The following is a 20,599-nucleotide window of genomic DNA, read 5'->3' as shown; positions in this document are numbered from 1 at the left end:
GCCCGTGTTGCGGTGCATCAACAAAGGATGATACGGTCGGATTGTCAAAAGTCACAGGGGTCCGATGCGATGAAGAAGGCGAGTGCGGGAAACGGTCCCGTCATCATCAAGAAATACGCGAATCGGCGCCTCTATAATACCGAGACTTCGTCCTATATCACGCTCGACCATCTGGCGGTGATGACGCGCGAGGGCCGCGACTTCAAGGTCGTCGATGCCCGCAGCGATGAAGACATCACGCATAATGTCCTGACCCAGATCATCATGGAAGAAGAGGCGCGGGGCCAGACGATGTTGCCGGTCAGCTTCCTGCGTCAATTGATCAGCCTGTATGGCGACAGCATGCAGGCAATGGTGCCAGGTTACCTGGAAGCGTCGATGGAGAGCTTTCGCCGGAATCAGGAACAGTTCAAGACGGCGGTCGAGGGGGCGTTTGCCCATTCGCCCTTTGCCGAAATCGCCAAGCGCAACATCGAAATGTTCGAAGCGGCAACCGCCGCGTTCAAGCCCAAGGGCGGCGTCGCCTCTCCGGCGCAGGCCAAGGACGAAGAAATTGCAACGCTTAAGGCGCAGCTGGCAGAGCTTCAGTCCAAGGTCGAGAAGCTCGGCTGACTGGAACGCCCGGCCGCCGCGATAACGGCAGCCGGGCGCTGGTCGATCAGGCAGGCTTGCGGAAGCGGATCGTCATACGGTCGCTTTCACCGATCGCCTGATATTTGGCGCGATCCTGATCGGCGCCACGCAGCGACGGCGGCAGCGTCCATACGCCGCCCGGATAGTCGGCAGTATCCTTGGGATTGGCGTTAACCTCGCTCTGGCCGACAACCTCAAACCCGGCGCTCCGGGCAAAGCCGATAACCGAACTGGTCTTCATATAGCCGCTCTTTTCCTCGGCTGCGGCGTCGCGGCTTTCGGGCAGGCGGTGTTCGACCACGCCCAGCGTTCCACCGGGTTTCAGCATGCGGAATGCGGCGTTGAATACCTGTTGCGCGGCGTCGGCGCCGCCAAAACGCCAGTTATGGACGTTGCGGAACGTCAGGACGACGTCGGCGCTGCCATCGGGCACCCCGGTCATGCCATTGCCGGCGGGCAGGGCGGCGACCTTCACCTTGCCATAAGTGGCGGCATCCTTGGCGATCAGCGACTGCACGCCCTTAAGCCCATTGGGGGCGGGCGCCGCGACCCAGAGCTGTCCCTTGTCCTTAAGATAGGGTGCCAGGATTTCGGTGTACCAGCCGCCGCCGGGATATAGCTCGACCACGGTATGCGTCGGCTGAACTCCGAAAAAGGACAGGGTTTCCAGCGGATGGCGGGCATTGTCGCGGGCCTTGTTGGCGGGCGTGCGGGTGGGGGCGTCGACAGCGGCGCGAAGTGCGCCACGCTGGCTCTGCGGCGCGCCCGTCGCGACGCTGGCGACCGCGACGGCGGTAGTGGCGACGGCAAGCACGGCGATCGTCTGACGCATGATCTCTCCCCCTCTTATTCGGCGACGTACCGACTGTGCGAACGCTACACGCGGGCCGGCGCGGCAACAACCGGCGGCGCGCATATTGGTTGCGCGGGAACCGTCCGGCGGGCTGAACGGTTGCGCCCTTGTAACAACAAGGGGTCTCATCATGGTAGAGGAACGCACCACTTATAGCGATCAGCCGCACACCACCACCGTGATCGAACGGCGCAGCAGTGGCGGCACCGTGCTGATCGGCATCGCTTTGTTGATCGCGATTATCGTCGGCGCCTTTTACCTTATGAATCAGAGCCGCAACGAAACGGCAGAGACCAGCGCCATCACCGGCGCCGCCGAAAGCGTGAGCGAAGGCGCGCAGAAGGTCGGCGACGCCGCGCAAAAGGCCGTCGAGTAAATCCGGATCAGCGGACGCACGCGTCGAGACGCTCGCGGCGAACGACGCCGATGCGCGACACGATGCGGTTGCCATAGCGCCGGGTGAAACCCGTTGGGGCGACACCCGGCCGTTTCTTTGGCAGGGGCAGCACGGCGGCGATTCGGGCTGCTTCCCGTTCGGACAGCCGTCCGGCGCCGTGGCCGAAATAGCGAAGTGCGCCCGCGTCGGCGCCGTAAGTACCGATGCCCGTTTCCGCGACGTTCAGATAGACTTCCATGATCCGCCGCTTGCCCCAGATCGCCTCGATCAGGACCGTGAACCACGCTTCCACGGCCTTGCGGAAATAGCCGCCGCCCTGCCACAGGAACACGTTTTTCGCGGTCTGCTGGCTGATCGTAGATCCACCGCGAACACGCCCACCGCTGGCGTTTCGCATCGCCGCGGCGGCGATGGCGGAATAATCGAATCCGTGATGCGAGCAGAAGTTCGAATCCTCTGCCGCAATCGCCGCGCGGGCCATGTCGACGTCGATATCTTCGATCGGCAGCCAGTTCTTGGTGACGCTGCGCCCGGCCAGAATGTCGCCTGCCATGGTGAAGGTGAAGGGCGGAGGCACGAAACGATACAGGCCGACGATCACCACGCTGAACAGGACGAAGGCGATTGCCGCCTTCGCCAGCCAACCGGTTATCCGCCGACCCCAGTTGCGATTGCCGCGCCGTGCGCGCGCCTGTCCTTCAGCCTTGGCCATTGCCGTCGGTTAGCGTGAGAGGACAGGCTTGAAAATCAGCTTTCGCCTGCGGTCAGCTCAGCGCCAGCAGCCGCTTTTCGCCCGCCAGCCGCATCATCGCCTTTTGCAGCTTTTCAAACGCACGCACTTCGATCTGGCGGACGCGCTCGCGGCTGACGCCATAGACTTGGCTCAACTCCTCCAGCGTCTTGGGATCGTCGGTCAGGCGGCGTTCGGTCAGGATGTGCTTCTCACGCTCGTTCAGGTCGTCCATCGCCTCTACCAGCATGGTGTGGCGCACATCGGCTTCCTGAGCTTCCGCGACGCGCTGGTCCTGAAGCGGCTCGTCATCGGCCAGCCAATCCTGCCACTGGCTCTCCGAATCCTCCCGCATCGGCACATTGAGCGACGTGTCGCCGCCCATCGCCATGCGGCGGTTCATGCTGGTCACCTCATCCTCGGTGACGCCCAGATCCTTGGCGATCTTCGCCACATCTTCAGGCCGCAGGTCGCCGTCCTCGAACGCGTCCAGCTTGGCCTTCATGCGGCGCAGGTTGAAGAACAGCTTCTTCTGGGCCGCGGTCGTGCCCATCTTCACCAGCGACCAGCTGCGCAGGATGAATTCCTGGATCGAGGCGCGGATCCACCACATGGCATAGGTCGCAAGGCGGAAGCCGCGATCCGGCTCGAACTTCTTCACGCCCTGCATCAGGCCGATATTCCCCTCCGAGATCAACTCGGACACGGGGAGGCCATAGCCGCGATAGCCCATGGCGATCTTGGCAACGAGCCGCAGGTGAGAGGTGACAAGCTGTGCCGCCGCTTCCGTGTCGCCGTGATCCTGAAACCGCTTGGCGAGCATATATTCCTGCTCGGGGCTGAGGATCGGAAACTTCTTGATCTCGGACAGATAGCGGTTGAGGCTCGCTTCGCCGCCAAGCGCCGGGATCGTCGCCGGGACGTTGCTACCGCTGGCCATGACCGAATCTCCCTTGGTGTTGGACGAATGTGACCGCCGCAACCGCGCGCGGCAATATCGTCAAATGGCTATACGACAAGCTGGTTAAACAGTTCCTGCATGTCGCCCGGCATCCTGCTTTCGAACGACAAAGCGGTGCTTGTGACAGGATGGATGAACCCAAGCCGGGCAGCATGCAACGCCTGGCGCCTGAAACCCAGCGTTTCCAGCACGGCACGGTGCGCGGCCTTGGTCCTGCCATAAACCGGGTCGCCAAGCAGTGGGTGGCCGATGGACGCCATATGGACCCGCACCTGATGAGTGCGGCCGGTTTCCAGCCGACATTCGACCAGCGCGGCTTCGCGCAGTGGCTGGACCAGGCGCCAGTGAGTGACGGCATGTTTGCCGGCATCGCCCTGAACGACCGCGATCTTCTTGCGATTGGCGGTTGATCGGGCCAGCCGGGCGTCGACCGTGCCCTTGCCCGCCACCGGCACGCCGCCAACGATCGCCTGATAGCGGCGGTCGATGCTGTGCGCCTTGAACTGCCTTGCTAGGCCCTCATGCGCGCGGTCATGCTTGGCCGCAACGATCAGGCCGGACGTATCCTTGTCGATGCGATGAACGATGCCGGGCCGCGCGACGCCGCCGATCCCCGACAGCTCGCCGGCGCAATGGTGGAGCAGCGCGTTGACCAATGTGCCGTCCAGATTGCCGGCGGCAGGATGCACCACCAGCCCGGCCGGCTTGTCGACGACGATCAGATGCTCATCCTCGAACGCGATGTTCAGCTCGATCGCTTGCGCTTCATTATGGGCGGGGCGCGGTTCGGGCACTTCGACGCGGAAGGATGCGCCCGCCACAGCCTTTCGCGCTGGATCGCGTGCAGGGCCGTCGGCGCCGATGACCGCGCCGGACGCGATCAACGCCTTCAGCCGTTCGCGCGACAGGCTGGGCACCGCGTCCGCAAGCGCACGGTCCAGCCGCCACCCATTGGCGGCGGGCGCGATCGTTGCGTCTATAGTGGAAACCCCCCGGCTCATTCTTGTAAAGAAATTGGGTGGCTGATGTGATGATTTCAAGGGCGGCGGTCGACTGCATCCATCGTGCGGCTGCCGCCGCCCACCCGCAGGAGGCGTGCGGCCTGCTGCTGGGGCGGGGTGCGCACGTCATCCACGCGACCATCGCGGCCAATGTCGCGTCCTCACCCGCCACCCGGTTCGAGATCGATCCCGCGCATCTGCTGGCCGCGCATCGTGCGGCGCGTGGCGGCAGGCCGGCCATTATCGGCTATTGGCACTCGCACCCGACCGGCATGGCATGGCCGTCGTCGACCGATGCTGCGATGGCCGACGCCGATGGCAGGCTGTGGGCCATTCTGGGCGGAGGCACGCTGTCGCTGTTCCGTGCGGTCCCAGACGGGGATGTGCTTGGGCGGTTCGTCGCGGTCCCATGGTTACCGGGCGTGGATTGATCCTGATCGCTTGCGCCGGGAGTCCCGCTGCGCCACAAGGCCCGCTTGCGAGAGGAGCCGATGGCGTTGCCGACCAGTCCGACCGAATTCGCCAGCCTGTTATGTTCGCGCCTGTGCCACGACCTGCTCAGCCCGGTCGGGGCACTGAACAACGGGCTTGAGCTGCTTGCCGATGAACATGATCCTGAAATGCGCGCCCGCTGCATCGAGCTGCTGGTGGAAAGCGCGCGCGCATCCGCCAACAAGCTGAAATTCTTTCGCCTCGCCTTTGGTGCGGCGGGCGGGTTTGGCGAAATGGTTGACACGCGGGAGGCATGCGCCGCGATCGAGGGGCTGTTTGCCGACAATCAGCGGCTGCAATTGGGTTGGCTGGTCGAGGTGGGGCAGTTGCCCAAGCCCGCGATCAAGGTGCTGCTGAACCTGGCGCTGATCGCCGGCGACGCGCTGGTGCGCGGCGGGCGGCTGGATGTTGGTGCGGAGGCCGGGGGCGGCCGGGTGGAGATTGTCGTGCGCGCCGATGGGCCGCGAATCGTCCTCGACCCCGAACTGCGCACCGCACTGGACGGCTCTGGCGCGTCGGGGCCGCTGACGCCCCGGTCGGCGGCGGCGCATCTGGTGCGCCAGCTGGTCGATGAAGGCGGCGGCACGCTTCAGGTTTCGCCGGCGGAGGCCGAAGTATTGCTGTTCGGCGTGCATTTCGCCGCCAAATAAACGCCCTTTTAACTGCAGGCGTTCAAGGCTCGCTGGCCAATCCGGCGGAGGACCATGGACGACCTGTTGCAGGAATTCATCGCGGAGACACGCGAAACGGCCGAGGCATTGGCCGGGGAAATCGTCGCGTGGGAAGCCGCGCCCGACGACCGCGCGCGGCTGGACGCCATTTTCCGCTTTGTCCACACGGTCAAGGGAAGCTGCGGTTTCCTGGATCTGCCGCGGCTTGAGCGGCTGGCCCACGCCGCCGAAGACACGCTGGCGCAGGTTCGCGACGGTCGCCGTGTGCCCGACGCGCGGCTGGTCAACGCGGTGCTGGCGATCGTCGACCGGATCGGCGAGATCGTCGATGCGATCGACAGCGGAACCTCGCTCGACGATGGCAGCGACGACCTGTTGATCGCCGCGCTAGACCCGGCGGCAGCAATGCTGGCGTTGGCCGGTTCGCCGCCGCCTGCGGAACGGGCGGGACCGGTAGTGGTTCGCAGCCCTTCGCGAAGCGTCCGGCTGGGTGTCGATCTGCTCGACCGGATGATGAGCGGCATGTCCGAAATGGTGCTGGCGCGAAACGAACTCGCGCGCCGGATGCGGGCGGGCGATGTCGACCCCACGGCGGAGGCCGCGCTGGAACGCCTGTCCGCCACGGTCGCGGATATGCGCGAAACCGTGACGCGGACCCGCATGCAAAAGATCGAGATGCTGTTCTCGGCCTTGCCGCGGCTGGTGCGCGACACTGCGGCCAGCCTGGACAAGCGCGTCGCCTTGTCGGTGGAGGGCAGCGACGTCGAGCTGGACCGCGAAATGATCGAGGTGATGCGCGATCCGCTGGTCCACATCATCCGCAATTCGATTGACCACGGGCTCGAAGATCCGGCCGCTCGGCGCGCGGCGGGCAAGCCGGAAACCGGGCATCTGACGGTCGCCGCGCGACAGGCGGGCAATCAGATCGTCGTGGAAGTGACCGATGACGGACGCGGCATCGACACCGAAAGGCTGATTGCCAAGCTGGTCAGGAATGGCCGCGACGAAGGTTCACTGCGCGCGCTGCCGGAACGGGACCGGCTGGCGCTGATCTTCGAACCGGGCCTGTCGACCAAGGACGATGTGTCGTCGATTTCCGGGCGCGGCGTTGGCATGGACGTGGTGCGCTCTGCGATCGAGGCGATCGGGGGCCGGGTGGAGCTGGACAGTACGCCGGGCCGGGGCCTGCGGATTGCAATCCGCGTACCGCTGACACTGTCCATTCTGCCGACGATCATCGTCGGCGTTGGTGAACAGTGTTTCGCCGTGCCGCGCGGCGTGATCGAGGAGATTGTTGCGCTGGGCGGGCAGGGTGTGCGGATCGAACGGCTTGGCGGGCGGATGGTCGCCACCGTGCGCGAACGCCGCCTGCCGGTGGTGCCCTTCGGCGCGCTCCTGGGTTTGTCGGCGGGCGACCGGGAGCCGGACATGCTGATCATCGCCAACATCGGCGTCGGCGCGTTCGTGCTGGGCGTGGACGAAGTGCTGGACCATGAGGAACTGGTGATCAAGCCGGCGGCCCCGGCCGTGATGGCGGCGGGGGTCTATGCCGGGCAGACGCTGCCCGACAGCGGACGGCCGATGCTGCTGGTCGATTGCGCCGGGGTGGCGAACGTCGCGGGCCTGAGTTTCCGGCGAGAGGACGGGCCGGTCGCGGTTGCAGAGGAAGAGGTCGAAGCGCCGGGCCTGTCACTGCTGACCTTCCAGGATCTGGACGGGGTGCGCCGCGCGCTGCCGCTGGCGGCCGTCGACCGGATCGAAACCGCGCAGCCGCCACAGGTATACCGCACCGGCGGTCGCCTGCGGCTGTTGATCGACAACCGGCTGGTGCCGCTGGCCACCCATGCGACGATTCCTGACCGATCCTTTGCCGTGCTGCGCCTGCGCGACGGCGATGCGGAGCTGGCCTATGCCATCAAGGAGGCGAGCGACATCGTCACGATCCCGGCCGAACAGGCACCACCCGCCGCGCCGGGCGCGATTGCCGGGGTCGTGCTGGTTGACGGGGAGCCGGTCGAATTGCTCGACGCGCTGTGGCTATTCACGACCCATGGTGAGGTGGGCGACATCAAGCGTCAGCCGCTGTGCGTGCTGGACGAGGGGGATGGCGGCTGGATGTCCACCTTCCTGGCGCCGATGCTTCGCGGCGCGGGTTGGCGCGTAGCGGCCCATGCCGGGGCGGAGACACCCGATGTTGTGATCCGTCTGGACGCCGATGACGATACGCCCCCGCCGACCGGCGCTGCGCTGGTCCGGCTGGCCAGCGACCCCGGCAAGGCGGCCGCCACCGGGGCCATCCACCGATATGATCGCGAAGGCTTGCTGGCGGCAGTCGGCGCCCGGCTGGAGCGTGTACGATGAGCTGCCTGTATCTGCTCGCACAGGTTGCCGGCCATCCCGTGGCCATCGAATCCGCCGCCGTCGAATCGGTCGTGGACCTGGGCGAAGTGACGCCGACGCCGCTCGCCGCACGCCACGTGCTGGGCCTTGCCACGCTGCGCAGCCGGGTGGTGACGGTGCTGGACACCGCGGGCGCTCTGGCCGGTGAAGCGGGGGGCGGCGTGCCCCGGCGCGCCATCGTCTCGCAGATCGACGGGCATCATTATGCCTTTGCCGTCGATGCATTGGACGATGTGGCTGAATTCACGCCCCGGCCGCTGGCCGCCGGTGTCACGCTGCCCGGCGAATGGGCCCGGGCAACGCGTGCGGTGATCGACCGCGACGGCGAAGCGGCGCTGGTGATCGACCTGGCCGCGCTGGTCCCCGGCCTTCAGCAAATGTCGAGCGATTAACGCGACGCTTACAACCGTCGTGCAAGGACGGTGACGGGTCGAAACGAAAGTAGGGCGTAGAATGAAAAGCTGTCTGGTGGTCGACGATTCAAAGGTGATCCGCAAGGTCGCGCGGCACATCCTTGAAGGGCTGTCGTTCAATGTGCGCGAAGCGGCGGATGGCCGGGAGGCGCTGGACGCTTGCCTTGAATCAGCGCCCGACGTCGTGCTGCTCGACTGGAACATGCCGGTGATGAGCGGCATGGATTTCCTGCGGGCCCTTCGCGAAACGCAGATGGAGAACAAGCCAAAGGTCGTGTTCTGCACCACCGAAAACGGCATGGCCCATATCCGCGCCGCGATCGAAGCGGGTGCCGACGAATATGTGATGAAGCCGTTCGACCGCGAAACGCTGCAGTCGAAGCTTCAGATCGTGGGCATGGCGTGATCCGACGATGACCGCGCAGCCCGCATCGGGTGCGGTTTCGGACCGGCGTCCCGCCGACGTCCTGATCGTCGACGATTCGATCGTCGCACGCGCCGTGCTTCGCCGTATCATCGAAAGCGACCCGCGCTACCGCGTGGCCGGCGCGGTCGGGGACGCGACGGCGGCAATCAATTTCCTGGCCCGCGACCATGCCGATGTGGTTCTGCTCGACATCGAGATGCCTGGGCAGAGCGGGCTTGCGGCGCTTCCCGAAATTCTGGCGGCGGGCCGGGGGGCACAGGTTCTGATCGTTTCGTCGACCTGCGCGACCGGAGTCGAAGCAACGGTGTGTGCGCTGGCGCTGGGCGCAGCGGATACGCTGGTGAAGCCGGGCGCGGGGGTGCTGGCGGGTCGCTTCGCCGAATTGCTGCACGAACGGCTGGCGCGATTGGCCGAAGCGCGCTGCATGGTCGAGCGGCCGGTATTGCGCAGCACGCCGCTGCCCCGCGTCCGGCGAGAGGCGCCGCGCGTGCTGGCCATCGGGGCATCGACCGGCGGCATCCACGCACTGGGCCAGATGCTGGCCGAAATCGACGCCGCCTGTGATGCGCCTATGCTGGTGACGCAGCATCTGCCGGCGGCGTTCATGCCCTATTTCGCGCGACAATTCGCGCAACTGGCCGGACGCCCCTGTTTCGTGGCGGAGGATCGGATGCGCATCCGTCCGGGCCACGCCTATATCGCGCCGGGCGACGCGCACCTGACCTGTGTGGCAATCACCGACGGCCAGAGCATCCGGCTGGAGCGACGGCGTTCGGACAGCGGCTGTTCGCCCTCTGCCGACCCGATGTTCGCCAGCGTGGGCGAAGTATTTGGGGCGGGTGCGCTGGCGATCGTGTTGAGCGGCATGGGGCGCGACGGCGTGATCGGGGCGCAACGCCTGATCGACTGCGGCGGTGCGCTGATCGCGCAGGACCGAGCCAGCAGCGTCGTCTGGGGCATGCCGGGCGCGGTGGTGGAAAAGGGGCTGGCGGAGGCGGTGCTGCCGCCTGACGCCATCGGCCGCGCCGTCCGCGCGCGCTTTGCGGACGCGATTTCGTGACGCCGCTTCGCCATCGGCCGGTGCCCCGCGTGCGGCCAGCCGATGTAATCGCGACACTGCTCGAACGGCGGACAGGACAACAGCTTCAGGCCAATCGTGCCTGGCGGATCGATTCGATGCTCACGCCGCTGCTCCAGTCACACGGACTGCGCGATTTCGACGCGCTGGCGCTGGCGCTGTCGCATGGGAACGACCACCGGCTGGCCGAGGCCGTGGTCGAGGCGCTGCTCAACCACGAAACCAGCTTTTTTCGCGATCCCGGCGTGCTGGAACAGGCCGCATCGGCACTGGCCGCTCGCGATCAGCCGGTGCGGATCTGGTCGGCAGGCTGCGCCACGGGCCAGGAGCCGCTCAGCCTGGCCATGTTGTTTGCCGAACGCGGTTTGACGGTCGAGATTCATGCGACCGATGTGTCGCCGGTCGCGATCGACCGGGCGCGCGAAGGCCGATATTCGCAGTTCGAGGTTCAGCGCGGCCTGCCCATCGGGCGGCTGTTGCGGTGGTTCGAACCGGCGGGTGACGATTGGTGTGTCCGCCCCGAACTGACTGACCGCATCCGTTACCGTAGCCACAATCTTGCCGGTGAGCCGATGTTGCCGGGGCTGTTCGACATGATCCTGTGCCGCAACGTGCTGCTCTATTTCGGCCCGGCCATGCGGCGGCAGGTGCTGGACGGGTTGGCCGATGCGCTGAAGCCCGACGGGCTGTTGCTGCTGGGCGCGGGCGAGACCGTGATCGGCCAGTGTGAGCGGTTGACTCCGAACGAGGCGTGGCGCGGCTTTTATTCCCCCTGCTGACGGGGGCTTGCGCGCGCGCGCCGGGCGCCGCAATCAGGGGCGATGCGGCACATTCCTGCGCCTTCGCCCAATCACGACGAACGTGCCCTGCCGGTCAGCATGATCGTGCTGCACTATACCGGCATGGAAACCGGTGCGGCGGCACTGGAGCGGTTGTGCGATCCGGCGGCCAAGGTGTCGTCGCATTATCTGGTCGAAGAGGATGGCCGCATCTTCTCGCTGGTCGATGAGGAACGCCGCGCATGGCATGCCGGTCGTTCGCACTGGCGCGGCATCACCGACGTCAATTCCGCCTCCATCGGGATCGAGATCGTCAATCCCGGCCATGAATGGGGGTATCGCGACTTTCCGGAGGAGCAGGTCTGTGCCGTGATCCGGCTGGTCGCGGCGTTGAAGGACCGGCATCAGGTGACGCGCGGCAATGTCGTCGGCCATTCGGACATCGCCCCCACGCGCAAGAAAGATCCTGGCGAGCGTTTCCCCTGGTCGCGGCTGGCGCGCCTGCGGCTTGCGCTGCCGCGCCCCACCCGCGGGTTGATGGACCCGCACTGGAACGAGGCCAGCTTTCTCCTGGCGCTGGAACGCTTCGGCTATGACGTGACCGAACCGCGCGCCGCGATCATGGCCTTTCAGCGGCGATTTCGCCCCGAAATGATCGATGGCGAAATGGACGCCGAATGTCGGATGCTGCTGCTGGCCCTGTTACTGCCCCAGCCGCAGGGCGACTGACGCCGCCCGCTTGGCTAAAGCGGCAAAGGGGCGGGCGAACGGCTCGCCAGCGGGCAGATAGGCGATCGGAATATCGGGGGCGAGGGAGCCGATCCATTCGGCCACCACCTGCATGCCGATATCCTCCGTCGCCATGCGGCCCAGCACGACCAGCCCGCGCGGTCGGCCCAGCGCCGTGGAGTCGGCGGCGAACTGGATCAGGTCGTGCGTGGGCAAGCTGCTGTCGGTGCCTTCCTGCGCTTCGCCGCCGACGATCACGTCGACATCCGGATCCGTCAGGAAATTCGGAAAGGCATAGCCGACCCCGACCGCGACCTTTCGCACGGTCATGTCCGCCGGTCCGGCCAGTCGATAGGCATGCGCGCCGCAGCGGGCGACGACATGCGCGGCAAGGGCGGCCAGCGTCGTGGGGCGGGGCAGGGTGACCGTGGGCAGCCGGCCGATCAGCGGCGTCGCGTCCGCCGCCCAGCCCAGCTGGCGCAACAGGCCGACGAACATCTGGTCGGGCCGCATCCGGTGGGTCAGGTCGTGGTTGCGCCAGATCACCAGCCCATGATCCTCGCAAAACGCCTTCTTCGCGCGATAGACGGGATCGTCCTCGACATAGCCCGCCGGATCGTCGCGGTCGTTGAACCACGTCACTTCATGCGGGATGATGAAGTTGCGCCGCTCCGCCACCGCGCGCTTCAGCACGCGCAGCGTCGTCATGCCGGTGGTGGCGATACCTGTGATCGGCACATCCGGGTCGCCGATCTTGAACGTGTCGCGGTAACCGGCGACGGGCGGCGGGGGGGCGCCGTCCGCGGTGCCCTGGGCGATGATGCGTTCGACCAGTTCGCGCGGGGTCATGCCGGCAGCCTCCAGAACGGGTCTTCGACCATCAAAGGCCGCACGGGCACGTTCGCAACCGACCGCAACCACGATGCCGCCGCCAGCATGCCCGGCTGTTCGGACAGGATGCGGCCCACCGCAATCAGCGATTTCGGCGCGTCGGTTTCCCAGCTGTCATGCAGATATTCGACCAGTTCCCATTCGCGCAGGTCGCCTGCCAGCAGCACGTCGGCCTGGGGCAGCTGCTTTACCACCGCAACGGGGTCGATCCGGCTTGGCACCACCAGCACGCGTGAGACGGCGTGGTCGCCCTGACCGATCACGCGCATCCCGCCATTCACGCCCAGCTGACGCTTCACCGACGCCGCCAGCGCCGCCAGCGAGCCACGCGGAATGTCGAAACGCCGGGGGTTGTCGGCGCTGCAATAGCGCTGCCAGCCCATCGTGTTTGCAATGCCCTGGACCAGCGGATCGTCGCCGCTGCCCAGATTGTCGCTTAGCCGGAAAACGGCCATGCGGTTGCGCGCGATGAAGTGCAGCTTGCCGCGATAGGTCGGATCGGCCCGCAGCCGCTCCGCGACCTGTGCGGGACCGGAGGCTGCATCCCCGACTGCCGGAGCAGGCGGGCGGGCGTAGAGCGGCGATTCGATGCTGACGACCATATTGCAGCCTTGGGCCACGGCCCGTTGCAGCGTTTTCAGGTCCGGCATCGCCGTTACCGCAACGCCGCTGACCGGCACTTGCGGGTCGCCTGCCGTAAAGCCGTCCAGCCCGTCCGGCTTCCACGAGTCGCCGCGATAATCGGCCATGCGGCGCACGATATCGGCGGCGGTCGGCGTCGCGGCCAGTGCGGGGCGCCAGCCCAGCGTACCCGCAGCGATGGTTGCGATCCCGACTTGTCGGCGGGTCAACCCGGCTTTCTGTGACATGCCTCTCCAGGCGCTTGATGATCTTGGCCCCGGCATCTCATAACCATCGCCTGCCGACAACCGCGCAGGGCGCCCGTTCAGTCCGATGCCTTTTCCGGCGTGCCCGCCGGTCCGATCTGCCCGCCTGGCGGCACCGCCTTTCGATGCTGGGCGTCAGGGTCGCGGCCGTGGGTGCGGTCCAGCAACCGGATCAGCGGCGTCACCGTCAGCCCGTGGATCAGGATCGACAGCAGCGCGACCAGCCCGACAATGCCCCAAAGCCGCTCCGCCTCAGCAAAGTCCGCTTCGTTCAGGGCGTAAGCCAGATAGTAAAAGCTGCCGACGCCGCGGATCCCGAAAAACGCGATCGACGCCCGCTCGCCACCCGTCGTCTTGGTGCCCCACATGCCCAGCAAGCCGCTGACGGGCCGGACCAGGAAAATGATCGCCAGCGCCACCAGCACGTCGGTCCAGCCGACCGGCCGCAACAGCCCGGTCACAAGGCTGGCGCCGAACAGCAGCAGCAGCACCATCATCGCCAGACGTTCGACCTGTTCGGTCAGGTCATGCATCTCGCGCTGGAAATCGTGGTTGCGATGCGCGGAACGGAACGTCAGCGCGGTGACGAACACCGCCAGAAAGCCGTAGCAATGCAGCATCTCGGTCACGCCGTAGGAGACGAACGTGGCCGACACCGCGATCAGCCCGTCGCCCGTCTTGGCCAGCGCCGATTGCCCCGGCATGCGAAAGGTCAGCCAGCCGAACGCCTTGCCGATGATCCATCCGACCAGCGCCCCGGCGCCGATTTCCCACGCGACATTATAGGTCAGCCAGTCGACCAGCCACGGCTCGCCCGTGCCCGCCGACAGCGCCATGACGATCGCCAGATTGACGAAGGGAAAGGCAAGTCCGTCATTGAAACCCGCTTCGGATGTCAGACCGAAGCGGACCTCATCCTCCGCGCCTCCCTGCGGCGGGCCGACCTGAATGTCCGATGCCAGCACCGGATCGGTCGGCGCCAGCGACGCGCCCAGCAGCAGCGACGCAACCAGCGACAGGCCCAGCCCATAATGACCCAGCAACAGGATCGCGCCGATGCTGAGCGGCATGGTGATCCCCAGCAGTCGCCAGGTGACGCCCCAGGTCCGCCAGGAAAAGGGCCGGTCGATCTTCAGACCGGCGCCCATCAGCGCAATGATGACGACGAATTCAGTGAATCGTTCGGCAATGACCGGATGGGCCAGCGGCGACGGATCGAACCGCACCAGCGGCGTCAGGATCGCCAAGGCACCCAGCACGATGCAGACGATGGGCAGCGATAGCGGCAGGCGCTTCAGAACCAGTGGGAGCCACGCGACCAGCGCGATCAGGGCACCGGCAGCGGTCAGCAGGATGATGTAAAGGTCCGGCGTCTTCGTCAGTTCGTCCATCGTTCCCCCACGGTCGGCAAATCCCGTTCCGGCAGCCGTTGTGGCAGAACCCCGATCGTGCGCGACCCACAATCTGCTTCGATCCCCGGCAGGCCGCTTCAACCGTGCGCGGGTTAAAGCGTTCCCGGTCTATCCAGTGGGCGTGATCTGGACGAGGCAAGCGGCAAACGGCGGCCTCCCGCGCGGGGGAGGCCGCCTTTTGCACGGGATCAGAACTGGAAATTTACCGCCAGGGCAAATGTCCGTCCGAAATAGGAGGTGTAGAGTGGATCACGCCGCACGCTGTCGACGTACATCTTGGTCTGTTCGTTGGTGATGTTCTGCACCTCGGCGATCAGCTTGATGTTTTCCGTCAGGTTGTAGGAAGCCGATGCGTCGACAAAGATCGTGTCGGCCATGCCCACCACGTCGCTGTCTGCCGAACCCGACGGAATGCTGGTGAAGTAACCCGCGCGGTAGTTCAGCGTGGAACGGATGCTGAACCGGTCGTCTTCGTAAAACAGCGTGCCGCTCGCCGTCTCCGGCGACAGGCCCACCAGCGGCGCCGTCGTCGTCAGGGTCGGCACACCATTGGCGCTTTGCAGGATATAGTTGATGTTCGACCGCACCCGCGTGAAGTTGCCGAGGATGCCGAAATTACGCAGCACACCCGGCAGGAACGTCAGCGGCAGTTGCAGATTGGCCTCGAACCCGCGCAGCGGCCCGCCCGGCGTGTTCTCGCTGCGGCTGATGGTGAACAGGTCGTCCGGCGTAACATTGGTATCGACCAGCAGCGACGACGGCAGGCCCAGTTCGCTGAACGGCACCAGCGACGTTGTATTCTGGATATAGGTTTCGATGTCCTTGAAGAAATAAGCGACCGAGAACAGCGAACCCGGCGCAAAATACCATTCGACCGCCGCGTCGAACGTGTTAGCGCGGATGGGTTCCAGGAACGGGTTGCTGAACGAACCCGTGCGGATGGCCGTGTTCACGTTGCCGCTGGGGATCAACTGGCCATAGGACGGCCGCGACATGACGCGGGCGGCGGCCAGGCGGGCGATGATGTTATTGGTGACATCGACTGCCAGATTTGCAGACGGCAGCCAGTCTTCATAAGTGCGGTCCACCGATGCGATGACGCCGATCGTCGGAAAGACCGAGCCGGCGGGTGCGGCGGTCGGAATAACGCCCTTTGTGCTGAGTTCGGTGTGAACGTAACGCACCCCGGCGTCGCCGCGGATCGACAGCGGCAGGGTGTCGCGGGTGTCGAACTTTACCATCAGATAGCCCGATGCGTATTTCTCATCGACCCGGCCATAGCCGCGCCCGCAATCGACGCTGCAGAACTGATAGCTGTCGAAATTGACCGCATCGCGGAACTTGCCCGGATCGATCGTGACGAAGTCCGACATCTGGCCGCCCAGATTACTCGCAATCCCGCTGGTGGTGGTCGCGAAATCGGCCACGTTGACACCGGCGGGCAGCGTCAGTGGCAGGCCGAAGGCAGGCGTCAGGCTGCGTTCGTCGAGGCTGAAATCGCCCTCGCGATACTGGGCACCGCCCACCACCTTGAAATCGGGCGCGGCTTCCCATTCGCCGTTCACTTCGAACGTGCGGTTGATGACCACGTTCTGCCGGTCGAATGACGAGATCTGGCCGCGCTGGTCGCCGTTGGGCAAGGGCGGGCCGTAGAGGAAGATCGACGGATCGGCGATATCGACACCGTAACCCAGTTTCGGAATGTCCGGATTGTCGCGGAAGTCGATGGAGAAGTTGTCGGTGTCGTTGGTATCCACCGCGACCTGGAGCTTGTTCACGTCCAGTCGCGAGTCCGAAAAGCCGACAATGCCGTACAGCCGGAAGCTGTCCGAATAGCGATGCTCGAAGTTCAGGTTGACCTGGCGGAAGGTCGAGGTGAACCGCTCATCCTGCATTTCCGATCGCAGGTCGACCCCGTCGAACAGCGCATAGACCAGCGAGCCCTGATCATCGACTTCGATATCGCGCACCGACATCATCGGCTGGCCGTTGTTCGACGCGTTGCGGCCCATCGAGCGGGCATCGATCATCGAATCGAGGCGGTTGACCTTGAACCGGGCATAAAGGCCGTCGATCGAGATGTCGGTGTCGTCGTCCGGCTTCCATTGCAGGGTCAGCGATCCGGCGATGCGTTCCTGCACCTGGCTGGATTTGACCGGGCGGGGCAGGCGGGGAAGGAATACGCCGCCGCCGGGGCGACCCGACACGCCCGTGCGGCTCATGATATAGTCATAGGCCTCCTGCGTGCTGGTGCGCGGGTTGCCGGTGCTGCAATTATTCGCGTCCGCACCCACCGAATTGCCGCTGTTGGCAAAGCCCGTCGCGGGCGAGTTCACCGGACTGCCGTTGAACATATAGCCGACGGGCGTGCAGAACGGGAACAGCACGCTGGTCGTGGTGGTCGCGCCCGGCGCGGTCGGCACATTCTGGGCCAGACCGGCGACATAGGTGGGCAGGACGTTGACCGCCGAATAGGCATATTCGTCGATATGCCGCTTCGAATAGGCGATGCTGCCCAGAATGCCGAACGTGTCGCCGAACTTCTTGGACACCAGCGCGGACAGTCGCGGATCGACGTCCTTGGCGATGTCGTTGTAAATGCCGCGCGCGGTGCCGGAGAAGACGAAATCCTTGCGATTGTCGAACGGCTTCGGCGCCTTCAGGTCGACGGTCGCGCCCAGCGAACCTTCCTCGACATCGGCCGACATGGTCTTTCGCACGGCCAGCGAGGAGAAGATTTCAGTCGGAAAGGTGTTGAAGTCGAAGGAGCGGCCCGAACCGCTGCCCACACCACCCCGAATGTCGCTGGCGCTGACCTGAGAGATGCCCTCCATGCCGTTGATGCGGACGCGGGTGAACTGGGCGCCCAGGCCGCGGACAGAGATGTTGCGCCCTTCGCCGCCATCACCGCGCGACAGTGCGACGCCCGGAATACGCTGCATCGATTCGGCAAGGTTCGAATCGGGGAATTTACCGATGTCTTCGGCCACGATGCTGTCGATCGCGGCGGTTTCCTCACGCTTTTGAACCAGCGCGTCGTTTAGCGATGCGCGAAAGCCGGTGACGATGATGTCTTCGGCCGGCTGTTCGACAGGTCCCTGAACCTGGGGCGCAGCGACGTCCGTGGTTTGAGCCATTGCGGGTGCGGCAACCAGCAGCGCCAAAAGGCTGGATGATGCAAAAAGTCCGCCCGTCCGGTGCAATTGAACGTCCATATCCCCTCCAACAAGTCGATTCGTTCACGATGCGATCTTGCAGTCCGGTCGATGCGCTTTCGGCACCTTGGTCCCGGATCAGGGTATCTGGGTAACACTGCCCATGCTGTCTGACAACATAGGCTTACAACTTTCGGCGTTGGCTTGACCGAATGTTGCGTCGATGCAACGCAAACCCCGCCGACAATGTGATGCCGACAGGGCGTTACCCGCGTATTTGCAATCGGTTGACGGTCAGACCGTCCGGCGCGCCAGTGCGCGTCGACGACGTGCGCTTTCGGCGCGTGCGCGCTCGACCGCTTCGGTTTCGGTCACGTCCAGCAGGTGGGTGATAAGGCGGTTCAGGTGATCGCGCATTGCGTTGCGCGCCTCCACCGGCGAACGCTGTTCCAGCGCGCGCAGAATGCGGCCATGTTCGGCCAGACGGCTTTCGGTGCCCAGACTTCCCGCCTTGCGGAGCACTTCCCGTGCCAGGGGAGAGCGAAAACGCATGTCCCAGAAATCGGTGACGGCAGCGATGATCACCGCATTGCCCGTCGCTTCGGCAATGGCGATGTGAAAACGTCGGTCGGCGGCCTCGGCCTCGGCCACGTCATCCTTTGCCATCTGTTCGAAAAGCGACCGGAGTTCATCCAGTTGCTCTTCGTCGATCTCGGTCGCGGCAACGGCGGCAACCTCGCCCTCCAGCAGGCGGCGCGCTTCGGTGATTTCGAACGCGCCGATATCCAGTTCGGTATCGGTGCCGGCAGCGGCGGTCGATGCCAGGACGAATACGCCCGAACCCTTTCGCGCCTCAACCAACCCCTGCATTTCCAGCGCGATCATCGCCTCCCGAATGGTCGGGCGGCTGACGCCGAACCGCTCGGTCAGATCGCGTTCGGCGGGAAGTCGAGAGCCGACCGGGTAGGTTCCGGCAGCAATGTCGGCCATGATCGTGTCGACGATCCTGCGGTACAATTTACCGCCATGTTCACCCGCCGCCATCACGTTCCTGCCAATCCATATCCATTCGCCAACGGGATCGTCGGCAACGACCGGCTTGCAGTCAACCACAAGCAGGGTCAAGCGTGGCCTGCCAGAACGGGTGTCTGACAGCGCTATTGCATGTGGTCGGACCACGACATAGGATCGCCGCTGCAAGGCGTTCAGATATCGGCCCATCGGCCGGAATCATGCGCGACCGGCAAAAGATAAACGGTTTGGAGGGGATCGACCGTGAAGCGACGGATCGCGTTCGGCGTGCTGATGGCGGCAGCGGCCACGGCATATGTTCATGCACCGGCGGCGGCGCAGACGGCGGCGGCCGGTTGGCGGGAAATTACTCCGCGCGCCGGTCTGGACGGCTGGCATGTGGCGGGTGGCAAGGCCAGCTATTCGATCGAGAATGGCGAACTGGTCGGGCGCGCGGCGGCCGATACGCCCAATAGTTGGCTGGTCTCCGACAACCAGTATGGCGACTTCATCATCGAGTTCGAGGCGAAGACCGATCCGCTGCTCAATTCGGGGGTGATGATCCGCGGGCAGAGCAGGCCCGATTACCGTAACGGCGTGGTCCATGGCTATCAGGCCGAGATCGACCCATCCAAGCGGGGCTGGAGCGGCGGGCTGTACGACGAACAACGTCGCCAGTGGCTGTACACGCTGGGCCGCAACGATGCGGCGCGGGCCGCCTTCCGTTCGGGGGATTGGAATCGCTACCGGGTGGAAGCGATCGGCAACCGCATCCGCACCTTCGTCAACGGGGTGCCCGCTGCCGATCTGGTGGACGACACCGACGCGCGCGGTTTCATCGCGTTCCAGGTGCACTCGGTGCCCGACGACATCGCCGCGAAAAAGCCGGAGGTTCGCTTCCGCAATATCCGCCTCCTGACCGACTCGCCCGCGCGTCATGCCCGGCCCGAAAGCGGGATCGAACAGCAGGGATGGCTGACGAACCAGTTGAGCGCGGGCGAAAAGCGTGACGGCTGGACGCTGTTATGGGATGGTCGCACCACTGCCGGATGGCGCAGCGCGAAGGGGCCGAGCTTTCCGGCACGGGGATGGCGCATCAATGACGGGGTGCTGTCGGTCGAAAAGTCGGACGGCGGCGAATCGACCAATGGCGGCGACATCATCACCACCCGCAATTTTCGCGATTTCGAACTGTCGGTCGATTTCCGACTGACGCCGGGCGCGAACAGCGGGATCAAGTATTTCGTCGACCCCGACCTGTTGAAGGGCGACGGATCAGCGATCGGGCTGGAGTATCAGCTGCTGGACGACAAGCTGCACCCCGATGCCAAGATGGGTCGCGACGGCAACCGCACGCTGGGATCGCTTTACGACCTGATCCCAGCGCGTAACCTGTCCGACCCCGACAGCCCCGGAAAGCGTTTCAATCCGCCGGGCGAATGGAACCGCGCGCTGCTGATCGTGCGGGGTAATCATGTCGAGCATTGGCTGAACGGCTACAAGGTCGTCGAATATGAACGCGGGTCGCCCGAATTCCGGCGACTGGTGGCGATCAGCAAATACGCCAAATGGCCGCGCTTCGGCGAATGGGAAGAAGGGCCGATCCTGCTTCAGGATCACGGCGACCGGGTCGATTTCCGGTCGATCAAGCTGCGCCAACGCTGACGAAGAGGGGGATC

Annotated in this window: 20 protein-coding genes; 11 read left to right on the top strand and 9 right to left on the bottom strand. The window is 65.2% G+C overall.

Annotated features, from left to right (window positions below; translation table 11 throughout):
* Positions 1-69 precede the first annotated feature (69 nt).
* Entirely contained in the window at positions 70-612 is a 543-nt protein-coding gene (phaR, locus tag ACAX61_RS04675; protein ID WP_370713639.1) for a polyhydroxyalkanoate synthesis repressor PhaR, read from the top strand.
* 46 nt (positions 613-658) lie between these two features.
* On the opposite strand, the gene ACAX61_RS04670 is transcribed toward phaR, so the two are convergent.
* The gene (locus tag ACAX61_RS04670) at positions 659-1,465 is read right to left on the bottom strand and encodes a class I SAM-dependent methyltransferase (protein ID WP_370713638.1); all 807 of its coding nucleotides are present in this window, start codon (positions 1,463-1,465) and stop codon (positions 659-661) included.
* A 151-nt stretch (positions 1,466-1,616) separates the two neighbouring features.
* Here ACAX61_RS04670 and ACAX61_RS04665 point away from each other — a divergent pair, with 151 nt between their 5' ends.
* A complete protein-coding gene (locus ACAX61_RS04665; protein WP_370713637.1) occupies positions 1,617-1,862 on the top strand; it encodes a hypothetical protein in 246 nt (81 codons plus the stop codon).
* Positions 1,863-1,869: 7 nt separating this feature from the next.
* Here ACAX61_RS04665 and mtgA read toward each other — a convergent pair whose 3' ends face one another.
* The 3 genes from mtgA to ACAX61_RS04650 form a co-directional block, all read right to left on the bottom strand.
* Positions 1,870-2,595, bottom strand: coding sequence for a monofunctional biosynthetic peptidoglycan transglycosylase (gene mtgA / locus ACAX61_RS04660; protein ID WP_370713636.1), 726 nt, complete (start codon positions 2,593-2,595; stop codon positions 1,870-1,872).
* A gap of 52 nt (positions 2,596-2,647) precedes the next feature.
* Complete coding sequence (rpoH, locus tag ACAX61_RS04655) at positions 2,648-3,553, bottom strand: RNA polymerase sigma factor RpoH (RefSeq protein ID WP_325282364.1); 906 nt, start codon at positions 3,551-3,553, stop codon at positions 2,648-2,650.
* Positions 3,554-3,621: 68 nt separating this feature from the next.
* Complete coding sequence (locus ACAX61_RS04650) at positions 3,622-4,575, bottom strand: RluA family pseudouridine synthase (RefSeq protein WP_370713635.1); 954 nt, start codon at positions 4,573-4,575, stop codon at positions 3,622-3,624.
* 17 nt (positions 4,576-4,592) lie between these two features.
* Here ACAX61_RS04650 and ACAX61_RS04645 point away from each other — a divergent pair, with 17 nt between their 5' ends.
* The 8 genes from ACAX61_RS04645 to ACAX61_RS04610 all read left to right on the top strand — a co-directional run bounded on the left by ACAX61_RS04645 (position 4,593) and on the right by ACAX61_RS04610 (position 11,564).
* Positions 4,593-5,006: a M67 family metallopeptidase gene (locus ACAX61_RS04645; RefSeq protein WP_370713634.1), complete on the top strand. Its 414-nt coding sequence runs from the start codon at positions 4,593-4,595 to the stop codon at positions 5,004-5,006.
* Positions 5,007-5,066: 60 nt separating this feature from the next.
* Entirely contained in the window at positions 5,067-5,717 is a 651-nt protein-coding gene (locus ACAX61_RS04640) for a histidine phosphotransferase family protein (protein WP_370714901.1), read from the top strand.
* 54 nt (positions 5,718-5,771) lie between these two features.
* Complete coding sequence (locus tag ACAX61_RS04635; RefSeq protein WP_370713633.1) at positions 5,772-8,099, top strand: chemotaxis protein CheA; 2,328 nt, start codon at positions 5,772-5,774, stop codon at positions 8,097-8,099.
* Complete coding sequence (locus tag ACAX61_RS04630; protein ID WP_370713632.1) at positions 8,096-8,530, top strand: chemotaxis protein CheW; 435 nt, start codon at positions 8,096-8,098, stop codon at positions 8,528-8,530. Before ACAX61_RS04635 ends, ACAX61_RS04630 begins: the two co-directional genes overlap by 4 nt.
* Before the next feature lie 61 nt (positions 8,531-8,591).
* Positions 8,592-8,957 carry a response regulator gene (locus ACAX61_RS04625; protein ID WP_370713631.1) on the top strand — a complete coding sequence of 122 codons (366 nt, stop codon included), beginning with the start codon at positions 8,592-8,594 and terminating at the stop codon, positions 8,955-8,957.
* 7 nt (positions 8,958-8,964) lie between these two features.
* Positions 8,965-10,038 (top strand): chemotaxis protein CheB, encoded by a 1,074-nt coding sequence (locus ACAX61_RS04620; protein ID WP_370713630.1) that lies wholly within the window; start codon positions 8,965-8,967, stop codon positions 10,036-10,038.
* The gene (locus tag ACAX61_RS04615; RefSeq protein WP_370713629.1) at positions 10,035-10,835 is read left to right on the top strand and encodes a CheR family methyltransferase; all 801 of its coding nucleotides are present in this window, start codon (positions 10,035-10,037) and stop codon (positions 10,833-10,835) included. The genes ACAX61_RS04620 and ACAX61_RS04615 overlap by 4 nt, the downstream gene beginning before the upstream one ends.
* Positions 10,836-10,877: 42 nt before the next feature.
* A complete protein-coding gene (locus ACAX61_RS04610) occupies positions 10,878-11,564 on the top strand; it encodes an N-acetylmuramoyl-L-alanine amidase (RefSeq protein WP_370713628.1) in 687 nt (228 codons plus the stop codon).
* On the opposite strand, the gene ACAX61_RS04605 is transcribed toward ACAX61_RS04610, so the two are convergent.
* From ACAX61_RS04605 to ACAX61_RS04585, 5 genes are all read right to left on the bottom strand, one after another.
* A complete protein-coding gene (locus ACAX61_RS04605; RefSeq protein ID WP_370713627.1) occupies positions 11,538-12,413 on the bottom strand; it encodes a Nif3-like dinuclear metal center hexameric protein in 876 nt (291 codons plus the stop codon). The two genes, ACAX61_RS04610 and ACAX61_RS04605, sit on opposite strands and share 27 nt — an antisense overlap.
* Positions 12,410-13,324, bottom strand: a complete 915-nt coding sequence (locus ACAX61_RS04600) for a Nif3-like dinuclear metal center hexameric protein (protein WP_370713626.1) — start codon at positions 13,322-13,324, stop codon at positions 12,410-12,412. Before ACAX61_RS04600 ends, ACAX61_RS04605 begins: the two co-directional genes overlap by 4 nt.
* A gap of 77 nt (positions 13,325-13,401) precedes the next feature.
* A complete protein-coding gene (locus ACAX61_RS04595; RefSeq protein WP_370713625.1) occupies positions 13,402-14,733 on the bottom strand; it encodes a cation:proton antiporter in 1,332 nt (443 codons plus the stop codon).
* Positions 14,734-14,942: 209 nt separating this feature from the next.
* Complete coding sequence (locus tag ACAX61_RS04590; protein WP_370713624.1) at positions 14,943-17,891, bottom strand: TonB-dependent receptor; 2,949 nt, start codon at positions 17,889-17,891, stop codon at positions 14,943-14,945.
* Positions 17,892-18,203: 312 nt separating this feature from the next.
* Positions 18,204-19,022: a FadR/GntR family transcriptional regulator gene (locus ACAX61_RS04585; RefSeq protein WP_370713623.1), complete on the bottom strand. Its 819-nt coding sequence runs from the start codon at positions 19,020-19,022 to the stop codon at positions 18,204-18,206.
* 162 nt (positions 19,023-19,184) lie between these two features.
* Between ACAX61_RS04585 and ACAX61_RS04580 the strand changes: the two genes are divergently transcribed.
* Positions 19,185-20,585, top strand: coding sequence for a 3-keto-disaccharide hydrolase (locus ACAX61_RS04580; RefSeq protein ID WP_370713622.1), 1,401 nt, complete (start codon positions 19,185-19,187; stop codon positions 20,583-20,585).
* The last annotated feature ends 14 nt before the right edge of the window (positions 20,586-20,599 follow it).

Origin of the sequence: Sphingomonas sp. IW22, assembly GCF_041321155.1 — a bacterium.
Taxonomy (GTDB): Bacteria; Pseudomonadota; Alphaproteobacteria; order Sphingomonadales; family Sphingomonadaceae; genus Sphingomonas.
The sequence above is the reverse complement of the archived record's forward strand: the minus strand, read 5'-3'. Positions and strand labels throughout refer to the sequence as shown.

Coding starts and splice junctions, on each gene's coding strand:
- phaR (WP_370713639.1), top strand. CDS start 70: ATGAAGAAGGCGAGTGCGGGAAACGGTCCCGTCATCATCAAGAAATAC.
- ACAX61_RS04670 (WP_370713638.1), bottom strand. CDS start 1,465: ATGCGTCAGACGATCGCCGTGCTTGCCGTCGCCACTACCGCCGTCGCG.
- ACAX61_RS04665 (WP_370713637.1), top strand. CDS start 1,617: ATGGTAGAGGAACGCACCACTTATAGCGATCAGCCGCACACCACCACC.
- mtgA (WP_370713636.1), bottom strand. CDS start 2,595: ATGGCCAAGGCTGAAGGACAGGCGCGCGCACGGCGCGGCAATCGCAAC.
- rpoH (WP_325282364.1), bottom strand. CDS start 3,553: ATGGCCAGCGGTAGCAACGTCCCGGCGACGATCCCGGCGCTTGGCGGC.
- ACAX61_RS04650 (WP_370713635.1), bottom strand. CDS start 4,575: ATGAGCCGGGGGGTTTCCACTATAGACGCAACGATCGCGCCCGCCGCC.
- ACAX61_RS04640 (WP_370714901.1), top strand. CDS start 5,067: ATGGCGTTGCCGACCAGTCCGACCGAATTCGCCAGCCTGTTATGTTCG.
- ACAX61_RS04635 (WP_370713633.1), top strand. CDS start 5,772: ATGGACGACCTGTTGCAGGAATTCATCGCGGAGACACGCGAAACGGCC.
- ACAX61_RS04630 (WP_370713632.1), top strand. CDS start 8,096: ATGAGCTGCCTGTATCTGCTCGCACAGGTTGCCGGCCATCCCGTGGCC.
- ACAX61_RS04625 (WP_370713631.1), top strand. CDS start 8,592: ATGAAAAGCTGTCTGGTGGTCGACGATTCAAAGGTGATCCGCAAGGTC.
- ACAX61_RS04620 (WP_370713630.1), top strand. CDS start 8,965: ATGACCGCGCAGCCCGCATCGGGTGCGGTTTCGGACCGGCGTCCCGCC.
- ACAX61_RS04610 (WP_370713628.1), top strand. CDS start 10,878: ATGCGGCACATTCCTGCGCCTTCGCCCAATCACGACGAACGTGCCCTG.
- ACAX61_RS04605 (WP_370713627.1), bottom strand. CDS start 12,413: ATGACCCCGCGCGAACTGGTCGAACGCATCATCGCCCAGGGCACCGCG.
- ACAX61_RS04600 (WP_370713626.1), bottom strand. CDS start 13,324: ATGTCACAGAAAGCCGGGTTGACCCGCCGACAAGTCGGGATCGCAACC.
- ACAX61_RS04595 (WP_370713625.1), bottom strand. CDS start 14,733: ATGGACGAACTGACGAAGACGCCGGACCTTTACATCATCCTGCTGACC.
- ACAX61_RS04590 (WP_370713624.1), bottom strand. CDS start 17,891: ATGGCTCAAACCACGGACGTCGCTGCGCCCCAGGTTCAGGGACCTGTC.